The organism is Pseudonocardia sp. HH130630-07, from assembly GCF_001698125.1.
GTDB lineage: Bacteria > Actinomycetota > Actinomycetes > Mycobacteriales > Pseudonocardiaceae > Pseudonocardia.
In genome coordinates this window covers 173,184-190,584 of record NZ_CP013854.1, presented here as the reverse complement: position 1 = coordinate 190,584, position 17,401 = coordinate 173,184, and the positions used below count along the sequence as shown (strand labels likewise).

Annotated in this window: 17 protein-coding genes; 8 read left to right on the top strand and 9 right to left on the bottom strand. The window is 75.9% G+C overall.

What is annotated here, in order from left to right:
* The first annotated feature begins 43 nt into the window (after window positions 1-43).
* A complete protein-coding gene (locus AFB00_RS00870) occupies window positions 44-562 on the top strand; it encodes a polyadenylate-specific 3'-exoribonuclease AS (protein ID WP_068795618.1) in 519 nt (172 codons plus the stop codon).
* A gap of 10 nt (window positions 563-572) precedes the next feature.
* Window positions 573-1,979, top strand: coding sequence for a class II 3-deoxy-7-phosphoheptulonate synthase (locus AFB00_RS00865; protein WP_068795617.1), 1,407 nt, complete (start codon window positions 573-575; stop codon window positions 1,977-1,979).
* Window positions 1,980-1,985: 6 nt separating this feature from the next.
* Here the strand turns inward: AFB00_RS00865 and AFB00_RS00860 are convergent, their stop codons facing one another.
* Entirely contained in the window at window positions 1,986-3,014 is a 1,029-nt protein-coding gene (locus AFB00_RS00860) for a LacI family DNA-binding transcriptional regulator (protein WP_068795616.1), read from the bottom strand.
* A gap of 103 nt (window positions 3,015-3,117) precedes the next feature.
* On the opposite strand from AFB00_RS00860, the gene AFB00_RS00855 reads away from it, so the two are divergent.
* Window positions 3,118-3,978 carry a ribokinase gene (locus tag AFB00_RS00855; protein WP_068795615.1) on the top strand — a complete coding sequence of 287 codons (861 nt, stop codon included), beginning with the start codon at window positions 3,118-3,120 and terminating at the stop codon, window positions 3,976-3,978.
* On the opposite strand, the gene pknB is transcribed toward AFB00_RS00855, so the two are convergent.
* Window positions 3,975-5,822 carry a Stk1 family PASTA domain-containing Ser/Thr kinase gene (pknB, locus tag AFB00_RS00850; RefSeq protein WP_231974144.1) on the bottom strand — a complete coding sequence of 616 codons (1,848 nt, stop codon included), beginning with the start codon at window positions 5,820-5,822 and terminating at the stop codon, window positions 3,975-3,977. The two genes, AFB00_RS00855 and pknB, sit on opposite strands and share 4 nt — an antisense overlap.
* A gap of 163 nt (window positions 5,823-5,985) precedes the next feature.
* Between pknB and AFB00_RS34445 the strand changes: the two genes are divergently transcribed.
* A complete protein-coding gene (locus tag AFB00_RS34445) occupies window positions 5,986-6,339 on the top strand; it encodes an Rv2175c family DNA-binding protein (protein WP_068795613.1) in 354 nt (117 codons plus the stop codon).
* On the opposite strand, the gene AFB00_RS00840 is transcribed toward AFB00_RS34445, so the two are convergent.
* From AFB00_RS00840 to AFB00_RS00825, 4 genes are all read right to left on the bottom strand, one after another.
* Window positions 6,308-7,339, bottom strand: a complete 1,032-nt coding sequence (locus AFB00_RS00840; RefSeq protein ID WP_068795612.1) for a phytoene/squalene synthase family protein — start codon at window positions 7,337-7,339, stop codon at window positions 6,308-6,310. The genes AFB00_RS34445 and AFB00_RS00840 overlap by 32 nt on opposite strands.
* Window positions 7,320-8,924, bottom strand: coding sequence for a polyprenol phosphomannose-dependent alpha 1,6 mannosyltransferase MptB (gene mptB, locus AFB00_RS00835; protein ID WP_083275157.1), 1,605 nt, complete (start codon window positions 8,922-8,924; stop codon window positions 7,320-7,322). The genes AFB00_RS00840 and mptB overlap by 20 nt, the downstream gene beginning before the upstream one ends.
* Window positions 8,925-9,045: 121 nt before the next feature.
* On the bottom strand, window positions 9,046-10,614 hold the full coding sequence (gene crtI, locus AFB00_RS00830) for a phytoene desaturase family protein (RefSeq protein WP_068795611.1): 1,569 nt from the start codon (window positions 10,612-10,614) through the stop codon (window positions 9,046-9,048).
* Window positions 10,611-11,687 (bottom strand): polyprenyl synthetase family protein, encoded by a 1,077-nt coding sequence (locus AFB00_RS00825; RefSeq protein ID WP_068799883.1) that lies wholly within the window; start codon window positions 11,685-11,687, stop codon window positions 10,611-10,613. Before AFB00_RS00825 ends, crtI begins: the two co-directional genes overlap by 4 nt.
* Window positions 11,688-11,925: 238 nt before the next feature.
* On the opposite strand from AFB00_RS00825, the gene AFB00_RS00820 reads away from it, so the two are divergent.
* A complete protein-coding gene (locus AFB00_RS00820) occupies window positions 11,926-12,840 on the top strand; it encodes a methylenetetrahydrofolate reductase (RefSeq protein WP_197519707.1) in 915 nt (304 codons plus the stop codon).
* Window positions 12,841-12,861: 21 nt separating this feature from the next.
* On the opposite strand, the gene AFB00_RS00815 is transcribed toward AFB00_RS00820, so the two are convergent.
* Complete coding sequence (locus AFB00_RS00815) at window positions 12,862-13,548, bottom strand: DUF3153 domain-containing protein (protein WP_068795609.1); 687 nt, start codon at window positions 13,546-13,548, stop codon at window positions 12,862-12,864.
* A gap of 38 nt (window positions 13,549-13,586) precedes the next feature.
* Complete coding sequence (locus AFB00_RS00810; RefSeq protein WP_068799882.1) at window positions 13,587-14,210, bottom strand: GNAT family N-acetyltransferase; 624 nt, start codon at window positions 14,208-14,210, stop codon at window positions 13,587-13,589.
* Window positions 14,211-14,565: 355 nt separating this feature from the next.
* Here AFB00_RS00810 and AFB00_RS00805 point away from each other — a divergent pair, with 355 nt between their 5' ends.
* Window positions 14,566-14,832 carry a hypothetical protein gene (locus tag AFB00_RS00805; RefSeq protein WP_231974143.1) on the top strand — a complete coding sequence of 89 codons (267 nt, stop codon included), beginning with the start codon at window positions 14,566-14,568 and terminating at the stop codon, window positions 14,830-14,832.
* 15 nt (window positions 14,833-14,847) lie between these two features.
* Complete coding sequence (locus AFB00_RS00800; RefSeq protein WP_231974142.1) at window positions 14,848-15,441, top strand: SAV_6107 family HEPN domain-containing protein; 594 nt, start codon at window positions 14,848-14,850, stop codon at window positions 15,439-15,441.
* A 3-nt stretch (window positions 15,442-15,444) separates the two neighbouring features.
* On the opposite strand, the gene AFB00_RS00795 is transcribed toward AFB00_RS00800, so the two are convergent.
* Complete coding sequence (locus AFB00_RS00795; RefSeq protein WP_068795607.1) at window positions 15,445-16,290, bottom strand: ParA family protein; 846 nt, start codon at window positions 16,288-16,290, stop codon at window positions 15,445-15,447.
* Window positions 16,291-16,430: 140 nt separating this feature from the next.
* Between AFB00_RS00795 and AFB00_RS00790 the strand changes: the two genes are divergently transcribed.
* Entirely contained in the window at window positions 16,431-17,189 is a 759-nt protein-coding gene (locus tag AFB00_RS00790; protein ID WP_068799880.1) for a class I SAM-dependent methyltransferase, read from the top strand.
* Window positions 17,190-17,401: the final 212 nt, after the last annotated feature.

Genomic DNA, 17,401 nt, shown 5'->3' with positions numbered 1-17,401 from the left:
GCGGGGACACCCCCGCACGCGTCGGGCGGCAACCGGGACGGACATGCGCTTCTTCTACGACTGCGAGTTCATCGAGGACGGCACCACGATCGACCTGGTGTCGATCGGGATCGTCGCCGAGGACGGCCGCGAGTTCTACGCGGTCTCCACCGAGTTCGACCCGGACCGGGCCGGCAAGTGGGTCCGGGCGAACGTGCTGCCCAAGCTGCCCTCCCCGGCGGACCGTGCCTGGATGTCGCGGTCCCGGATCCGGGACGAGATCCTGGAGTTCTGCACCTCGGGCCCCGGTGACGTGGAGCTGTGGGCCTGGATCGCGGCCTACGACCACGTGGCGCTGTGCCAGCTCTGGGGGTCGATGCCGGCGCTGCCCCGGGCGATGCCCCGGTTCACCCGGGAGCTGCGCCAGCGCTGGGAGGACGCCGGTCGTCCCGCGCTGCCCCCGCCGCCCCGCGAGGCGCACGACGCGCTCGCCGACGCCCGGCACAACCTCCAGCGCTGGGAGGCCATCGAGGAGTTCCGCGCCGCGGGGGCCGGGCCCCGCCGGGAAAGCACCTCGGCCTAGGCTGGTCGTCGTGAACTGGTCCGTCGATGCGCCGATCGACGTCCTCCCGGAGCTGCCGCCGCTGCCCGCGGACCTGCGCTCCGCCCTGGACGACGCCCTGTCCCGCCCCGCAGCGCAGCAGCCCGAGTGGCCCGAGCCGGCCCGCGTCGGTGACGTGCGCACGGTCCTGGAGTCCGTGCCGCCGATCGTGCTGCCCCCCGAGGTCGACCGGCTGTCCCAGCGGCTCGCCGAGGTCGCGAACGGGCAGGCGTTCCTGCTCCAGGGCGGGGACTGTGCCGAGACCTTCGTCGACAACACCGAGCCGCACATCTGGGCGACCATCCGCACGCTGCTGCAGATGGCCGTCGTCCTCACCTACGGCGCCTCGCTGCCGGTGGTGAAGGTCGGGCGGATCGCCGGGCAGTACGCCAAGCCGCGCAGCTCCCCGACCGACGCGACCGGCCTGCCGTCCTACCGCGGGGACATCGTCAACGGGCTCCCCGCCGACCTGGCCGCCCGCACCCCGGACCCGTCGCGGATGATCCGGGCCTACGCCAACGCCTCGGCCGCGATGAACCTGGTCCGCGGGCTGACCGCGACCGGCCTGGCGGACCTGACGAAGGTGCACGACTGGAACAAGGACTTCGTCCGGACGTCGGCGGCCGGGGTGCGCTACGAGGCCGTCGCCGCGGAGATCGACCGCGCGGTCCGGTTCATGGACGCCTGCGGCGTGCAGGACCACAACCTGCACCAGGTCGAGTTCTACGCCAGCCACGAGGCACTGCTGCTCGACTACGAGCGCTCGCTGCTGCGCCTGGACCTCGAGCGCGACGGTGACCCGGTCTCCGGTTCGCCCCGGCTCTACGACCTGTCCACGCACTTCCTCTGGATCGGGGAGCGCACCCGCCAGCTCGACGGCGCGCACATCGCGTTCGCCGAGCTGCTGGCGAACCCGATCGGTCTCAAGATCGGCCCGGGGACGACGCCCGACCAGGCCGTCGAGTACGTGGAGCGGCTGGACCCGCACAACCGTCCGGGCCGGCTGTCGCTGATCTCCCGTATGGGCAACGACAAGGTCCGCGACGTGCTGCCGGCGATCGTCGAGAAGGTCACCGCCTCCGGGCACAAGGTGATCTGGCAGTGCGACCCGATGCACGGCAACACCCACGAGGCCTCCACCGGGTACAAGACCCGGCACTTCGACCGGATCGTCGACGAGGTGCAGGGCTTCTTCGAGGTGCACCGCTCGCTGGGCACCCACCCGGGCGGCATCCACGTCGAGGTCACCGGTGAGGACGTGACGGAGTGCCTGGGCGGCGCCCAGCGGATCTCCGACACCGATCTGGCCGGCCGTTACGAGACGGCGTGCGACCCGCGGCTGAACACCCAGCAGAGCCTGGAGCTGGCGTTCCTCGTCGCGGAGATGCTGCGCGGCTGAGCCCGCTCAGCCGGGGCCGGTGCTGCCCCGCACCGCCAGGCCGGTCGGCAACGGTCCGGTCGCCGCGGTGCGGTGGCCGCCGAGCAGGTCGGTGAGGCGTCGCGCGGCCGCCCGGCCGAGTTCCTCGGCGGGCAGCGCGACGCTGGTCAGCGCCGGTGCGGTCACCCGGGAGTAGGGCAGGTCGTCGAACCCGGCGACGGCGAGGTCGCCCGGCACCGCCAGCCCGGCCTCCCGGGCGGCGGCGAGCACGCCGTAGGCCAGGGTGTCCGCGGCGGCGACGACCGCCGTGACCCCGGCCGCCCGCCAGCCCGGGAGTGCCGCGGCGGCGGCGGTGGCCGCGGCGTCCAGGGTCAGCCCGGCCGCGACGGTGTCCGCCGGCCCGGTGCCGAGCACGGTGAGCCCGTGCTCCGCCCCGAGGTCGCGCAGCAGGCCACGGCGCAGGGTGAAGGTCGCCGACGGCGTCGACCCGTCCAGGTAGGCGATCCGCCGGTGCCCGGCGCCGGCCAGGTGCCGGACCAGCTCCCGCACCCCGGGGCGCAGGTCGAAGGTGACCGTGGCGGCCCGGTCGGCGAAGCCCGGCGCGTCGAGCAGCACCACCGGGGGCCCGCCCGGGTCGAGGTCGTCGAGGAAGTCCTCGGACGGGGCGTGCACCAGCAGCCCCGCCGGGCGGAACGCCGTCACCCGGCGGACGCTCCCCGCGGTCGGCTGCTCCCCGCCGGTGATGACCGACTGCATCAGCTGGTGGTGCTCCCCGAGCGCCTCGCGGATACCGGACACCACCCGCCCGAAGAACGGGTTGGTCAGGTCCGGGGCGAGCAGCACGACGAGATCGGTCGATCCCCTGGCCAGCGAGCTCGCCACGTGGTCGACGACGTAGCCGAGGTCGGCCACGGCGTCCCGGACGCGTTCGGTGATCACCGCGGACACCCGCCCCCGGGACTTCCCGTTGACCACGAGGGACACCGTCGAGACGCTGGTGCCCGCGCGCTCGGCCACCATCGCCGCGGTCACCCGCCGTGTCCCCGGTCCGGTCATCCGCCGAGACTACCGGGGTGCGCCGGGTACCCGGGCCGTTCCCATCACGCGCTTGACCCCCGGCGTGCGATCGTGCAGGGAACAGACCGGACGAGGAGGACGTGTGAACAGGGTGTTGGTCGTCGGATCGCTGAACGCCGACCTGGTGGTACGGACCGACCGGTTCCCCGCCGCCGGGGAGACGGTCGCCGGAGCGGACCTGGTGGTCGGTCCCGGCGGCAAGGGCGCCAACCAGGCGGTGGCGATGGCCCGGCTCGGTGGTGACGTGGCGATGGTCGGCGCGGTCGGTACGGACGGGCACGGCACCCTGGTCCGCGACGCCGTCGCCGCGGCGGGGGTGGACGTGTCCCGGGTCGCCGTCCGCCGGGGCCCCGCGACCGGCACCGCCGTGATCACCGTCGACGCGGCCGCGGACAACACGATCGTCGTCTCGCCGGGGGCCAACGCCACGCTGGCGGCCGCCGACCTGCCCTCGTTCGACGGCGTCGCGGTGCTCACGCTGTCCCTGGAGAGCCCGCTGGGCACCGTCCTCGCCGCCGCCACGGCCGCCCGCGCGGCCGGGACGACCGTGCTGCTGAACCTGTCGCCGTTCGGGCCGGTGCCCGACGGCCTGCTGGAGAGCACCGACGTGCTCGTCGTCAACGAGCACGAGGCGGCCCTGCTGGGGGAGCACCCGGTCGGGCGCACCGTCGTCACCCGCGGTGCGCAGGGCTGCGTGGTCACCGAGCACGGCGTCCGGACCCCGGTCGACGCGCTGGCGGTCGAGCCGGTCGACACGACCGGCTCCGGGGACGCCTTCCTCGCCGCGGTGGCCGTGCGGCTCGCGGCGGGCGACACGCTGCCCGACGCCGCCCGGTACGCCGTCCGGGTCGGTGCCTACGCGGTCACGGTCGACGGGGCCCAGCTGCCGGCGGTCACCGCGGACGCCGGGGAGCGGTTCGGTCTCGTGGCCGGGAGGAGCTAGAGGACGGTGAGGGTGACCGTGTCGCCCGGCTCGCCCGACCCGGCCGACGGGTCCTGGCCGACGACCTTCCCGTTCCGGCGCCCGAACGGGAAGCTGCGCTTGATGTCGACGTCGTAGCCCTGGGACTCGAGCAGTTCCTCGGCCTCGTCGGCGTCCATCCCGACCACGAACGGCACCGACTCCGCCGGGGTCTCCACGTCCGGTTCCGGCGCGGGCGCCGGCTCGGCACCGCTGCTCGTGACGAGGGTGACCGCCGCACCGCCCGGCACCCGGGTGCCGGCCGGCGGGTCGGTCCGGATGACGGCGCCGGAGGGGACCTCGGCGTCGTACTCCTGCGCGGCCGTCGAGCGGACCGGGGTGAGGCCGGCCTCCCGGATCGCGGTCTCGGCGTCGGCGACCGCGCTGCCCGCCGGGACGTCGGGTACGGCGGGACGCCCGGTGGAGACGAACAGGGTGACCGTCGAGCCGCGCAGCACCCGGGTGTCCGGCGCCGGGGCGACCTCGGCGACCAGGTCCGGCGCGACGTCGTCCTCGGCCCGTTCGGTGACCGTCGGGGTGAGGTCGGACTCGGCGATCAGCGCCGTCGCCCGCTCCCGGTCCAGCCCGGTGACCGACGGCATCGTGGTCCAGCGGCCGGACCCCAGCCACCACGCCCCGGTGCCGGCCAGCGCGGCGAGCAGCACCAGCAGGACCATCCAGACGGTGAACACGCGGCGGCTGCGTCGCCGGCCGGCCCCCAGCTCGGCACCGGACAACGCCTCCGGCTCGCCGGCCGGGGTGACGGCGGTGCCGTGCAGGCCCCGGGGCTGTACCCGGGTCCCCGGCGGGCGGGCGATCGCCTCGGCCCGCACCCGGTGCGGCCCGGCGGCGGGGAGGGTGGCGCCGTCGTCCGGCGGTGGGGGACCGGGCGGGCGCGGGACACCGGTGCGCGGCAGGCCGAGCCGGTCGGCGACCGCGACCAGCTCCCGGCGGAAGTGCTCGGCGTCGACCGGCCGCCGGTCGGGGTCGCGGGCGGTGGCCCGGCCGACCAGCTCGTCGACGGCGGGGGGCAGGCCCGGTGCGCGGAGCGACGGCGGGGGCACGTCCTCGTTCACGTGCCGGTAGGCGACCGACAGCGGGTTGTCCGCGGTGTAGGGCGGCTCGCCGGTGAGCATCTCGTAGAGGACGACCCCGGCCGCGTAGACGTCGCTGCGGCCGTCGGCCCGGCCGGAGACGACCTGCTCGGGGGAGAGGTAGGCCATCGTCCCGAGGATCATCCCGGCGTGGCTGACCCCGGCCTCCGCGGCCGCGGTGAGCAGCCCGAAGTCGGCCACCTTCACCTCGCCGCCCGCGGAGATGAGCACGTTCTCCGGCTTGACGTCGCGGTGCACCATGCCGAGCCGGTGTGCCCGGGCCAGCCCGGCCAGCACCGGTTCCAGCACCCCGGCCGCGGCGGGCAGCCCGAGCGCGCCGCGGGCCCGCAGCACGTCCCGCAGGGTGCCGCCGTCGACCAGCTCCATGACGACGAACAGGCTCGGTTCGCCCAGCGGGCCGGCCGGCACGGCACCGCGATCGTACACGGCGACGACGGACGGGTGGTCGATCCGGGCGGCGAGCCGCGCCTCCCGGTCGAACCGGGTCCGGAAGGCGTGGTCCCCGGCCATCCGGGGGTCCATCACCTTGATCGCGACCGCGCGCTCCAGCCGGGTGTCGGTGCCGTGGTAGACCGTGGACATCCCGCCACGCGCGAGGACCGGTCCCACGGCGTACCGCCCGTCGAGCAGGACGGGCCCGGGGCCGTCGGCCACCGTCCGCCCGGCCCCACCCGGTATGCCGGGATCGGCGGGTCCGGACGGTGCGCTCACGGGAGGTGAGGCTACTTCAGCGACCGGGGGCGCCGGTGCAGGTGGTCCGGGGCACGGATCGCTCCGGCGGAGGGTGACGGGTTCGTGGCCCCGCGTGCCGGCCGCCGGCGTACCGGCGTGGCCGGGGTGGCGTCCGCCGGCCGGTGTGGGAGAGTGTCCGGCTGTGAGCGAGACCCTCCCCGCGGCCGTCACCGCCGAGACGCTCAGCGTCTCCGACGTCGCCGCACGGCTGTCGATCCCTGCCTCCCGCGTCGCCCAGCTGGTCCGTGAGGGCCGGCTGCTGTCGCTACGCCACGACAAGGAGGTCGTGGTGCCCGCGTCGTTCCTGGACGGCGACGACGTCGTCCGTGGCCTGTCCGGCACCATCGTCGTGCTGCGCGACGGCGGCTACACCGACCACGAGATCCTGACCTGGCTGTTCACCGAGGACGAGACCCTGCCGGGCTCGCCGATCGGTGCGATCAAGGCCGGGCGGCACAAGGAGATCAAGCGCCGGGCCCAGGCGATGGCCTTCTGACCCCGGGTACCCCGGGGGCGCCGCCGGCGCGCTCCCGGGCCAGCTGCACGCCGCGGGCGGCCAGCGCCCGGCCCAGCCGGGGCAGCGCGACCGCGGCGCGGCGCCGGTCCGGCACGACGACCCGACGGCCGAGCACGTCGTACCCGGCGTCGGCGATCTCGTCCAGGATGGCGGCGTAGAGCGTCCGCGCCGCGCCGACACAGGCCCGGGACACCGGTTCCAGCATCCCGACGCCGGGGTCGGCGCGCCGGTAGGTCGCGCGGGTCCGGGCGACGAGGTGCGCGAGCGCGCGCCGGACCCGCGGATCGGTCCGTCCGGTCCGGCGGGACCACGCCAGCAGCTCACGGTCGACGCCGAACGCGGCCAGCTCGTCCGCCGGCAGGTAGACCCGCCCGCGGTCGAGGTCCTCCCCGACGTCGCGCAGGAAGTTCGTCATCTGGAACGCGACGCCGAGCAGCGCCGCGTACGGCTCGGCCTCGGCGCGGGGCGCGACCGTGCCGAGCACCGGCAGGGTCTGCAACCCGATCACGGCGGCGGAGCCGTGCACGTAGACGCCGAGCTCGGCGTCCGTGGCGTAGCCGGTGACGGTGAGGTCCATCCGCATCGACGTCAGGAAGTCCCGGAACAGCTGCGGGTCCAGGTCGTGCCGGCGGGCGGTCTCGGCGACGGCCAGCACCTCCGGGCGCCCGCCCGGCCGGGGCGCGCCGTCGAGCGCCGCATCCAGCTCGTCGCCCAGCCGGTCGAGCCGCTCGCCCGGCTCGCCGCCGCCGGCACCGTCCGGGTCGTCGACGATCTCGTCGGCGTACCGGGCGAACCCGTAGAGCGCGTGGATGTCGACCCGGCGCCCCGGCGGGAGCAGCCGGGTCGCGAGGAAGTACGTCCGGCCGTACTCGGCGTGCAGGTCACGGCAGGCGGCGTAGGCCGCGCGCAGTCCGGGGTCGCTCAGGCCGGCGGCGTCCAGCTCGACCCGCCCGGCCCGCTCAGCGGCGGGGGACCGCACCGTCGGACGCCACGGCGGGATCGGGCCGGGACCGCACGCGCAGCCCCAGCGGGTCGGGCCGGCGCAGCGAGACCGCCGCCAGCACGGCGGCCGCGGCGCACAGCGCGAGGAACGGCCAGGCGTAGAGCGCTGTCTCGCCGTTCGGGAAGTAGACGATCATCAGCCAGACCGAGCCCGCGATCACCCACTGCAGGCCGCGCTCGCTCCAGGCGGCCATCGCGAGCAGGCAGAACCCCCAGCTCAGGTACCAGGGGAGGGTGGTCGGCGAGAGGACGGCGGCGAACGCCATCGCGATCGCCGCGTTGCGGACCGCCGTCGTGCCGCCGTCGCGGGACCGCCACCACAGCGCCGCGATCAGCAGGGCGAGCAGCACGCCGCCGATCGCCCGGAAGACCTCGACGAAGGCCTGCATGGTGACCTCGTCGACGACGATCCGGGCGAGGCTCCCGGCGACCTGACCGGCGCCGGTGGACCAGGACAGCCAGTTGACGATCATCGACGGCGCGCTCAGCGCGGGCAGCCAGCCGAGACCGAGTCCGGTCAGCCAGGTGCTGCCGCCGAACACGATTAGGTACACCACGACCGACGGCGCACCGGCCCGGACGAGCCGCGCCCAGAACCCGCCGGTCAGCTTCGCCGCCCACACCAGCACCAGGAACGGGAGGATCAGCCCGGCCGAGGCCTTCACCGCCATCGCCAGGGAGGCGACCGCGACGGCGGCGACGAACCGGTCGCGCAGGGCGAGCAGCGCGGCGAGCGGGAGCAGCCCCACGACCAGCAGGTCGTTGTGCACCCCGCCGATCATGTGGACGATCATCACCGGGTTCGCGACGGCGATCCACAGCGCGACCGCGGGCCGCCCGCCGAGCAGCCGGGTCAGCGTCGGCAGCACCGCGACCAGCAGCAGCACCCCGGTGACCAGCGAGAGCCGCATGACGATCACGCCGAGCAGCACGTTCTGGCCGACCAGCCACGCGATCCCCTGCGCGAGCAGGATGAACAGCGGGCCGTAGGGCGCCGGGGTCTCCTGCCAGAAGAAGTGCACGTTGTCGGTGAGCACCCCGCCCATGGCGTCCGGCCCGAAGACGTACGGGTCGAACCCGGCCAGCGGCAGCGCGCCCTGGGCGAGGTAGCTGTACGGGTCCCGGGTGAACAGCGGCGGGGTCACCAGCATCGGCAGTGCCCACACCGCCGAGAGGGTGAGCACGGCCCGGCCCCCGAGCCGGTGTGCGAGCACCTCGCGGCCCAGCCGGACCCACGCCCAGACCATCAGCGTCAGGCCGCCGAGGATGACGATCGAGGCGAGCAGCTGACCGTGGCCGTACCGGACGAACGACAGCCACGAGTTGCCCAGCACCGGGTCCCGCATCGGGATGCCACCGCCGCCGGGTGCCCCGGCGAGCATCAGGAGGGTCCCGGCGAGGCCGAGCAGCAGGATGCCGCGCGGGGGCCGGCCGAGCCGGTCGGCGAGCCCTGCCCGCCACGCCGGTCGCGACGACGCCCGAGTGCCGGGCACGTCCCCGGCCGGGGCCTCGGGCACCGGGCCCGCGGGGCGGGGGAGCGGGGGCGATGGCTGCGCGGTCATGGTGCGATGGATGGTCCCACGGCGACCCTCACCGGCCCGCTCCGCCCCTGGACACAGCCCGTCCCGGACGGACCGCCGGAACCGGCCGGGGTCCGGGCGTGCCCGGCCGGACGTGCCCGGCTCAGTGCCGCGTCCGCGCCCCCGCGCCGGGCCCGATCCGGGTGCCCGGCCCGGGCCCGGTGATCCGCTCGGCCGCGAGCCGTCCGGAGATCAGCACCGGCGGGATGCCGACCCCCGGCGTCGTCCCGCACCCGGCGAGGACGGCGTTCGCGGTGCCGCGCACCAGGTTCCGCGGCCGGAACGGCCCGGTCTGGGCCAGCGTGTGCGAGGCCGAGAACGGGGTCCCGGCCGCCATGCCCTCCGCGGCCCAGTCCTGCGGGGTCCACCGCCGGGTCCAGCTCGGTTCGACGCCGGGGTCGACCAGCCCCCGCTCGGCCAGCACGCCGAACAGCTCCTCGGCGTACGCCGGTCCGACCCGGTCCCAGTCGATGCCCGGCGCCACCTCGGTGTTCGGGCACGGTGCCAGCACGCTCATCAGCTCGCGACCGCCGGGCTGCACGCCGGGATCGGTCACCCCGGGGCGGGTGACGAGCAGGGAGGGATCGGACATCAGCCGGCCGTCGTCGACGATCTCGCGGAACGTGCCCGACCACGCGGCCCCGAAGGAGATCGTGTGGTGGTGCTCGGGAACGGTCGCCGCGCCGGGGCGCGGGGCGGGCATCCCGGCGTGCACGACGACCGCGGACGGCGACCAGCGCACCCCGCCCGGCCGGCGCGGGGTGCGCCCGAGCAGGTCGTAGACGGCGGGGAGCTCGGGCGTGAGCACCACCGCGTCGCACGGGATCTCGGCTCCGTCGCCGCCGTCGGCAGCGGCGTGCCGCACGGCGGTGACCCGGTCACCGGATCGCACCAGGCCGGTGACCGTGCGGTCGTAGTGGATCTCCGCACCGGCGTCGGCGGCCGCACCGGCCAGCGCGTCGCCCAGCTCACGCATCCCGCCGCGCGGGAACCAGACCCCGGCGATGGTGTCCATGTAGGCGATGACGCCGTAGGCGCCGAGCGCGTCCTGCGGGGCGACCCCGGCGTAGAGCGCCTGGAACGAGAAGATCCGCTGCAGCCGCTCGTCGGGCAGGAACCGGGCGATCCGGCGGCCCAGCCTGCCGAACCCGCCGAGCGCGGCCAGCCGCGCGAGGTCGGGACCGAGCAGGGACAGCGGCGAGTCCATGTTGGCGCCGATGAAGGAGTCCATCTCGGCCCGGTACAGGTCGGTGAGCCAGCGCCGGAGCCGGCGGTAACCGGCCGCCGAACCGGGCCCGCACGTCTCGCGGATCTCGTGCTCCGTCGCCGCGGCGTCGGTGTGCACCGCGATCGCCGAGCCGTCGGCGAACTCCGCGCGGTAGGCCGGGTCGAGCCGGACGAGGTCGAGCCGGTCCGCCGTCGTCTCGCCGACCGCGGCGAGGGCCGAGTCGAGCAGTTCCGGCATGGTCAGCACGGTCGGGCCGGTGTCGAGGCGGTACGTGCCGTGGGCGTCGGTGACGTCGAGACGACCGGCCCGGCCGCCCGGTGCCGACGCCCGCTCGACGACGGTCACCCGCCGCCCGGCCCCGAGCAGGTGCAGCGCCGCGGACAGCCCGGCGAGCCCGGCCCCGACCACGACCACGTGGTCGGTGGGCCCGGTGACCCGCCTCACCAGGACCGCCGGGTGGCGCGCTCGGCGAGCTCGAACAGCCGGGCCCGGCCGGGCTCGGCGACCGGCGCGGAGTCCAGTGCGTCCAGCGCGGACCCGGTCAGGGCCGCGATCCGCTGTTCCACCGCCTGCACCGCGCCCAGCTCGGCCAGCGCCGAACGGGCGCGGTCCAGCGCCGCGTCCTCCAGGCCGGGGTCACCGAGGGCCGCCGTGATCGCCTCCTGCGCGGCCCGGTCGCCGCGCTGCTCGGCACGCTGCAGGCCGGCCGCGACGAGCAGTGTCCGCTTGCCCTCGCGCAGGTCGTCGCCCGCGGGCTTGCCGGTCACCTGCGGGTCGCCGAACACGCCGAGCAGGTCGTCGCGCAGCTGGAAGGCGATCCCGATGTCGGCGCCGTAGCGGCGGTAGGCGCTCACCAGCTGCGGGTGTGCACCGGCGATCGCCGCGCCGATGTGCAGCGGCCGCTCGACGGTGTAGGCCGCGGTCTTGAACCGGTCGATCCGCAGCGCGGTCGCCTCCGCGGTGTCCCCGGCGGCCTGGGCCAGCACGTCGAGGTACTGGCCGGCCAGTACCTCGGTCCGCATGGCCCGCCACGGCTCGGCGGCCCTGGCGTGCGCGCCGTCGGGCAGCGCCGCGGAGTGGAACATGTCGTCCGCCCAGACCTGGGCGAGGTCGCCCACCAGGATCGCGACGGCGGCACCGAACCGGGCCGGTGGGCCGGACCAGTCGTTCGCCGCGTGCGTGCGGGCGAACTCGACGTGCACGGTCGGGCGGCCGCGCCGGGTGGACGAGGCGTCCATCAGGTCGTCGTGCACCAGCGCGCACGCCTGGATCAGCTCCAGTGCGGAGATCGCGGTCAGCACGCCCTGCGCGTCACCGGAGTCGGGGTCGCCGCCGGCACCGCGCCAGCCCCACCAGGCGAACGTGGGCCGGAGCCGCTTGCCGCCGCCCAGCACGAACCCGGCCAGCGCGTCGGCGGCGCCGGCGACCGCCGGGTCGATGCCGAGCACCTCGGTGCGGCGCCGGTCGAGGTAGCCGGCCAGCACGCGCTCTACGTGCTGGGGCAGTGCGTCGTCCAGCGGGGCGGGCCAGGGGGCCGTGACGTCGGCCCGGCCGGACGGTGCGGACGGGGGAGCTGCGGGGTCGGCCACGGATCCAGGCTATCCGGGCAGACCGACACCCACCCGGCGACCGTGCCCGGTCCTGGTCACGGCGGCCCGACGGTCCGGCGGGACCCGGCGGTGCCGCTTCTCGCACCGACGGTCCGTGATCGGGCACGTAAGGTTCGTACCCGTGACGACGACCTCTGCATCCACGGTGACCGAACGGATCAGTGTCGACCGCCCCTTCTTCGCGGTGGAGTTCTTCCCGCCGCGCGACGACCGGGGCGAGGCAGAACTGTGGCGGGCCATCCGCCGGCTGGAGGTGCTCGACCCGGCCTACGTGTCGGTGACCTACGGCGCGGGCGGTTCCAGCCGGGACCGCACGGTGCGCACCGTCGAGCGGATCGCGACCGACACCACGCTCTGCTCGATGGCCCACCTCACGGCGGTCTCGCACTCGGTCGACGAGCTGCGCCACGTGATCGGGTCGCTGGCCGCGGCGGGCGTCCGCAACATCATGGCGCTGCGCGGCGACCCGCCCGGTGACCCGCTCGGTGAGTGGGTGAAGCACCCCGACGGTCTCGAGTACGCCGACGAGCTCGTCTCGCTGATCAAGCGGTCCGGACCGTTCTGCGTCGGCGTCGCCGCGTTCCCCTACGGTCACCCCCGCTCGGCGGACGTGGAGGCAGACACCGAGCGCCTGGTCGGCAAGTTCCGGGCGGGTGCGGAGTTCGCCGTGACCCAGCTCTTCCTGGAGCCCGACGGCTTCCTGAGGCTGCGCGACCGGGTCGCCGCCGCCGGGTTCGACCAGCCCGTCATCCCGGGCATCATGCCGTTGACCTCGGAGAAGACGTTCCACAAGGGGCCGGAGCTGTCCGGCTCGCCGTTGCCGCCCGCGCTGGTCGAGCGGCTGGCGCCCTACTCCGGTGACGCGGCGGCGTTCCGGGAGGCCGGGATGGAGGTCACCGGTGAGCTGTGCGAGCGGCTGCTCGCCGAGGGCGTGCCGGGCATCCACTTCTACTGCCTGAACCGGTCCACGGCGACGACCGAACTCGTCGACCGGCTCGGCCTGGGCACCGACCGCAGCGGTGCGGACGGCACCGCGGCGGCATCGGTCCTCTCCGCGTAGTCCCCGGCACCGGCGGGGCGCTCAGCCCCGCCGGATCGCCGGATTGCGGTCGCGCCGGGCCAGCAGCACCGTCGACCCGGCCGCCACGACGACGAGCCCGGCCAGCAGCAGCGACCAGGCCAGCACCGACGGCGCGTCCGGGTCGGTCGACACGACCGAGGCGTTGAGCTGGGAGACCTCGCCGGGGGCGAAGGTCCAGGTGACGGTGCCGCCGTCGGCCTCGCCGTCGGTCTCGGTCACCTCGCCGGGAAAGCTGATGGCGAGCCGGATGTCCGACCGGTCCACCGCCATCGTCGTGAGGTCGGCCCGCCCCTGCACCGCGATCCGCTCGCCGACCCGGCGCATCTCCAGGCCGGCCCGGCCGCCGGCGGAGCCGCCGAGCGCGCTCAGCTCGGAGACCTCGGCGAAGCTCAGGTCCGAGAACGAGGCCTGCGAGCCGACGAAACCGTCCTGGTCGTAGGGCGTGAGGTCGACCCGGTCGGCCAGGTCCGGCGGCACGGTGAGCTCGGGGCCGCTGCCGCCGGGCGCACCGTCCGGGGTGGCGATCACGACGGTGCCGTCGACCGTGTCGTCCGGCTGGACGGCCAGTGCCACCTGGACCCGGGTGCAGCCGGTCAGCGCGAGCAGCACGAGCACCGCGAGCAGACCGGCCGCCGACCGGGCCCGGAGACGGCGGCGCGGGGCGGGGGACGTGCGGTGCTGCGGCATGGCGGCCATCGTGCCACCCGGCCACGGGGGTGCCGGTGTCACTCCGGGTGTGTCGGGCGACGATCCGTGACCGTCGGCGGGGACAGCAACGGGAGTTCACGGCCGAGCACCGCGAACGGCCGCGGGTCGCCGGTGAACAGGTGCTCGCGCAGCACGTCACGGAAGCCGGCCCGCCGGTACAGCCGCCAGGCCCGGCCGGGCGTGTCCCCGCCGTACTCGGGGGTGGACAGGAGCATCCGGGCGCGCCCGGTGTCACGGGCCAGTGCGCGCAGGAGCTGCTCGCCGACCCCGCTGCCCTGGGTCTGCGGGTGCACGTGCAGCTCGGTGAGCTCGAAGTAGTCGGTGAGCCACTCGGGGCCGGCCGCGCCGGGGTCGCCGCGCCGGGACCGCAGGCCCCGCCGGACCTCCTCGAACCACCACTGGCCGGGCCCGCCCCAGTAGCCGTAGCCGATCCCGGTCAGGCGGTTCCGTTCGTCGAGCCAGCCGACGGCGCGCCAGCCGGGCCGGTAGGAGTGCTCGAGCCAGAGCGACCGGCGCTGGCGGGCCGTGGACCGCGGGTAGCCCATCGCGGTGACGTAGACCTCCACCGCCTCGCCCAGCCGGTCGGCGAAGTCGGTGCGATCGAGCCCGACCAGCCGGGGACGGACCGGGGCCGCGGTCACGGAGCGCACCGGCCGGTGTCGCGGCCGGCGCACGGGACGTCGCCGGTGTCCGGGTGCATGCCCCCATCACATCACGGCCGGGTGGGGCCCGCGGGCCGGGACCGCCGGGGTGCTCCGGGCGCCGGCGCCCGTGGACCGACTTGACGGCCCGGTCGAACACGCGTTCTACTGGGTGGTGTCGAACGCGCGTTCGACACTCGGGCGTCCGGTGCGGGGTGGGGGAAGCATCCCGCCACCGGGCGCCCCGGGACCGAGACCGGGGAGCGGGAGCCGAGGCCCGCCGACCGGGAAGGGGCGTGGTGGTGTGGGCGGCTTCTCGCGACTGTTCCGAGGGCGGCAGCCGGCGGCCATCGACGTGCGCTGGCAGAACGGGGAGCCCGTCGAGTTCCAGCGCCGGCCGTCGCGCCGTGGTGAGCACTACCTGGTCACCGGGGTGCGCGACCAGTGGATCGAGGAGTCGCCGTGGCCGTTCCCCTCGCCGATGCCGGTCGGCGGGGACCGGCTGAGCTGCTGGCGGGTCGTGGCGCGGTCGGTGGCGGAGCCGCACGAACCACCGCGCGAGGTGGTGCTGCGGATGCGGGCGGGCCCCGGGGTCTGGGACCTGACCAGGGTGGACGACTGAGCGCGGGAGGTACCGATGAGCGACACGATGGAACTGGAGCTGCAGCTCCCGATGCCGAGGAGGGCGTGCACCTCCGGCGTCCGGCCGGGCGGTGCCGCACCGGGCGCCCGCCGTGGCGCGGGGTCGACGGGCGCGGGGTCGACGGGCGCGAGGGGCGAAGCGTCCCCGGCACCGGCACCGGCCCCGGCGCCGCGGCCCGCGCGTGGTGGTGCCGGGCGGCCGGTGGCTCCCCGGCCGGTCCCGCCGTCCCGGGATGCGCTGGCGCTGCTCCGGCAGGCGGCCGGGCAGCTCGCCGAGGCCCACCGGGAACCGGAGCCGGTGCACCGCTACCCGATCGCGTATCTCGCCGCGCTCCGTGCGGGTGCCGCGGTGCTCGCGATGCGGGCCCGTCCGCGGCCGCGGCGCGGTGCCCCGCGCGACGTCTGGCGGTTGCTCGCCGAGGTGGCGCCGGAGCTGGAGGAGTGGGCGACGTTCTTCGCGTCGTGCTCGCGCACCCGGCTCGCCGCCGAGGCGGGCATCGACCGGCTCGTCGACCGGCGCAGTGCCGACGACCTGCTGCGTCAGGCCGAGCAGTTCGTCGCCCGGATGCAGGAGCTGCTGCCCCGCTGAGGATCAGGCCGACGCGGCCGGCGGCCGGTGCCGGGAGGCGCTGCGCAGCACCCGCCCAAGCAGTGAGCTGAACACGGCCGAGATGTCCCGGGCGCCGGGTGTGTCCCAGGCCTGGATCGGCAGGCAGGCACCCTGGGCCTGCTGCACGGCCGAGCGGTCCGGCAGCACGCTGTTGAAGACCAGGGGGCCGAACAGCTCGCGGAGCTCGGCGATCCGGAACTCGTGCTCGGTGTTGCGCGGACGTACCCGGTTCACCAGCACGCCCAGCGGCTGCAGCCGGTCGTTCGACCGTTCGCGTTCGGTCTGCACGGCGTCGAACGCCCGCTGGACCCCGGACACGGAGAACATCGTCGGGTCCGTGACCAGGATGGCCCGGTCCGCCGCGGACAGGGCGCTCCGCGTCAGCTGGCCGAGCGAGGGCGGGCAGTCCACGATCACCAGCCGGTAGCGCTCCTCGGCGAGCCCGCTGTCGTCGCCCGGTCCGTCACCGGAGATCAGCTCGCCGGCGAGGCGCTGCAGGGCCCGGTCCAGCCGGTAGAGCTGGGCGGCACCCGGATCGGGGTGGTTGTGCCGTTCGGTCTGCTCGGCCCCGACGAGCACGTCCAGGCCCTCGCCCCACGCCGAGGGGGCGATCGCCCGCTCCACGACGGCCCGGCGCGGCTCGTCGAGCACGTCGGCCACCGTGGCGGTGGTCGGCTCCGGATCCAGGGCCGTGGTGGCGTTGGCCTGCGGGTCGAGATCGACCACGAGAGTCGACACGCCGTGCCGCTGTGCCGCGCCGGCGAGACCCAGCGCCACCGTGGTCTTCCCGACGCCGCCCTTGAGACTGAGCGTGGCGACGACCTGCACACCGGCAATCTACCGTGCGGCGCCGGACAGCCGTCCCGCGGACCGCCGCCGTCCCCGCGACCGCCGGCGCGGCCGTGCCCGGCGGGCCGCGCCGGGTGTGGCGCGCGGTGCCCCGGCGGGGGAGCACTAGGCTGCGGGCCGTGGGATCGCCGACACGTGAGCAGGCCGGGGCGGCGCGCGGTGCCGCCGTTCTCCGGGCGCTGGACAGCGAGATCGAGCGGGTCCGCCGCGCGACCGGCAGCGCACCGGTGGTGCTCGACGTCGGTGGCGGCAGCGGAACCTGGGCCGTCCCGCTGGCCGGGGCGGGCTGCCGGGTGACCGTCGTCGACACCAGCCACGACGCGCTCGCCACCCTCGCCCGCCGGGCCGACGAGGCCGGTGTCACCGACCGCATCTCCCCGGTCAACGGCGACGTGGACGCGCTCGCCGACGTCGCTCCGGCCGACGGCGCCGACCTCGTGCTCGGGCACGGCCTGCTCGAGGTCGTCGACGACCCGGGCCGGGTGCTGTCCGGGCTCGCCGCGGCCGCCGCTCCCGGCGGCGCGGTGTCCGTGCTGACCGTCGGCCGCTACGGCGCCTTCGTCAACCGGGTCACGACCGGCCGGCTGGCCGAGGCCCGCCGGCTGCTCACCGACCCGGCCGGCCGGACCGGCCCGGACGACTCCCTGCTGCGCCGGTTCGACGCGCAGCAGCTGCGCGAGCTGGCCGTGGCCACCGGGCGGCTCGGCGTGGAGACGCTGCAGGGCGACGGGACGCTGGAGGCGTTGCTCCCCGGCCCCGGTCCGGAGGACGAGCAGTCCGGCCGGGAGGAGCGCGACGAGCTCGACGCGCTGGCGTCCGCGGTGCCCGCGCTGGGTGAGGTCGCCCCGAGGCTGCACCTGCTCGGCCGTCGGCACTGAGCAGCCCCTCCGCCCGCCCCCCGGGGCACGCCCGGCCGGATCGCCGCGCGCCCGCCGTAGGGGTGTCGTCGGTGACCGGTCGCCGGTCGTTCATCCCGGCGTCGATCTCCGGCCGGGTCGCTGCGAGAGGGTGTCGGTGAGCAACGACACGCCGCGCCACGCCGTCCGCTCGACGATCAGCCGTGCGGGTTCGGCGGTCCGGGTGGTCGCCG

Excerpts from the sequence above, each read along its gene's own strand:
- AFB00_RS00860 (WP_068795616.1), bottom strand. The coding sequence starts at position 3,014 with ATGACCGGACCGGGGACACGGCGGGTGACCGCGGCGATGGTGGCCGAG.
- AFB00_RS00800 (WP_231974142.1), top strand. The coding sequence starts at position 14,848 with ATGAGCGACACGATGGAACTGGAGCTGCAGCTCCCGATGCCGAGGAGG.
- AFB00_RS00870 (WP_068795618.1), top strand. The coding sequence starts at position 44 with ATGCGCTTCTTCTACGACTGCGAGTTCATCGAGGACGGCACCACGATC.
- mptB (WP_083275157.1), bottom strand. The coding sequence starts at position 8,924 with ATGACCGCGCAGCCATCGCCCCCGCTCCCCCGCCCCGCGGGCCCGGTG.
- AFB00_RS00815 (WP_068795609.1), bottom strand. The coding sequence starts at position 13,548 with ATGCCGCAGCACCGCACGTCCCCCGCCCCGCGCCGCCGTCTCCGGGCC.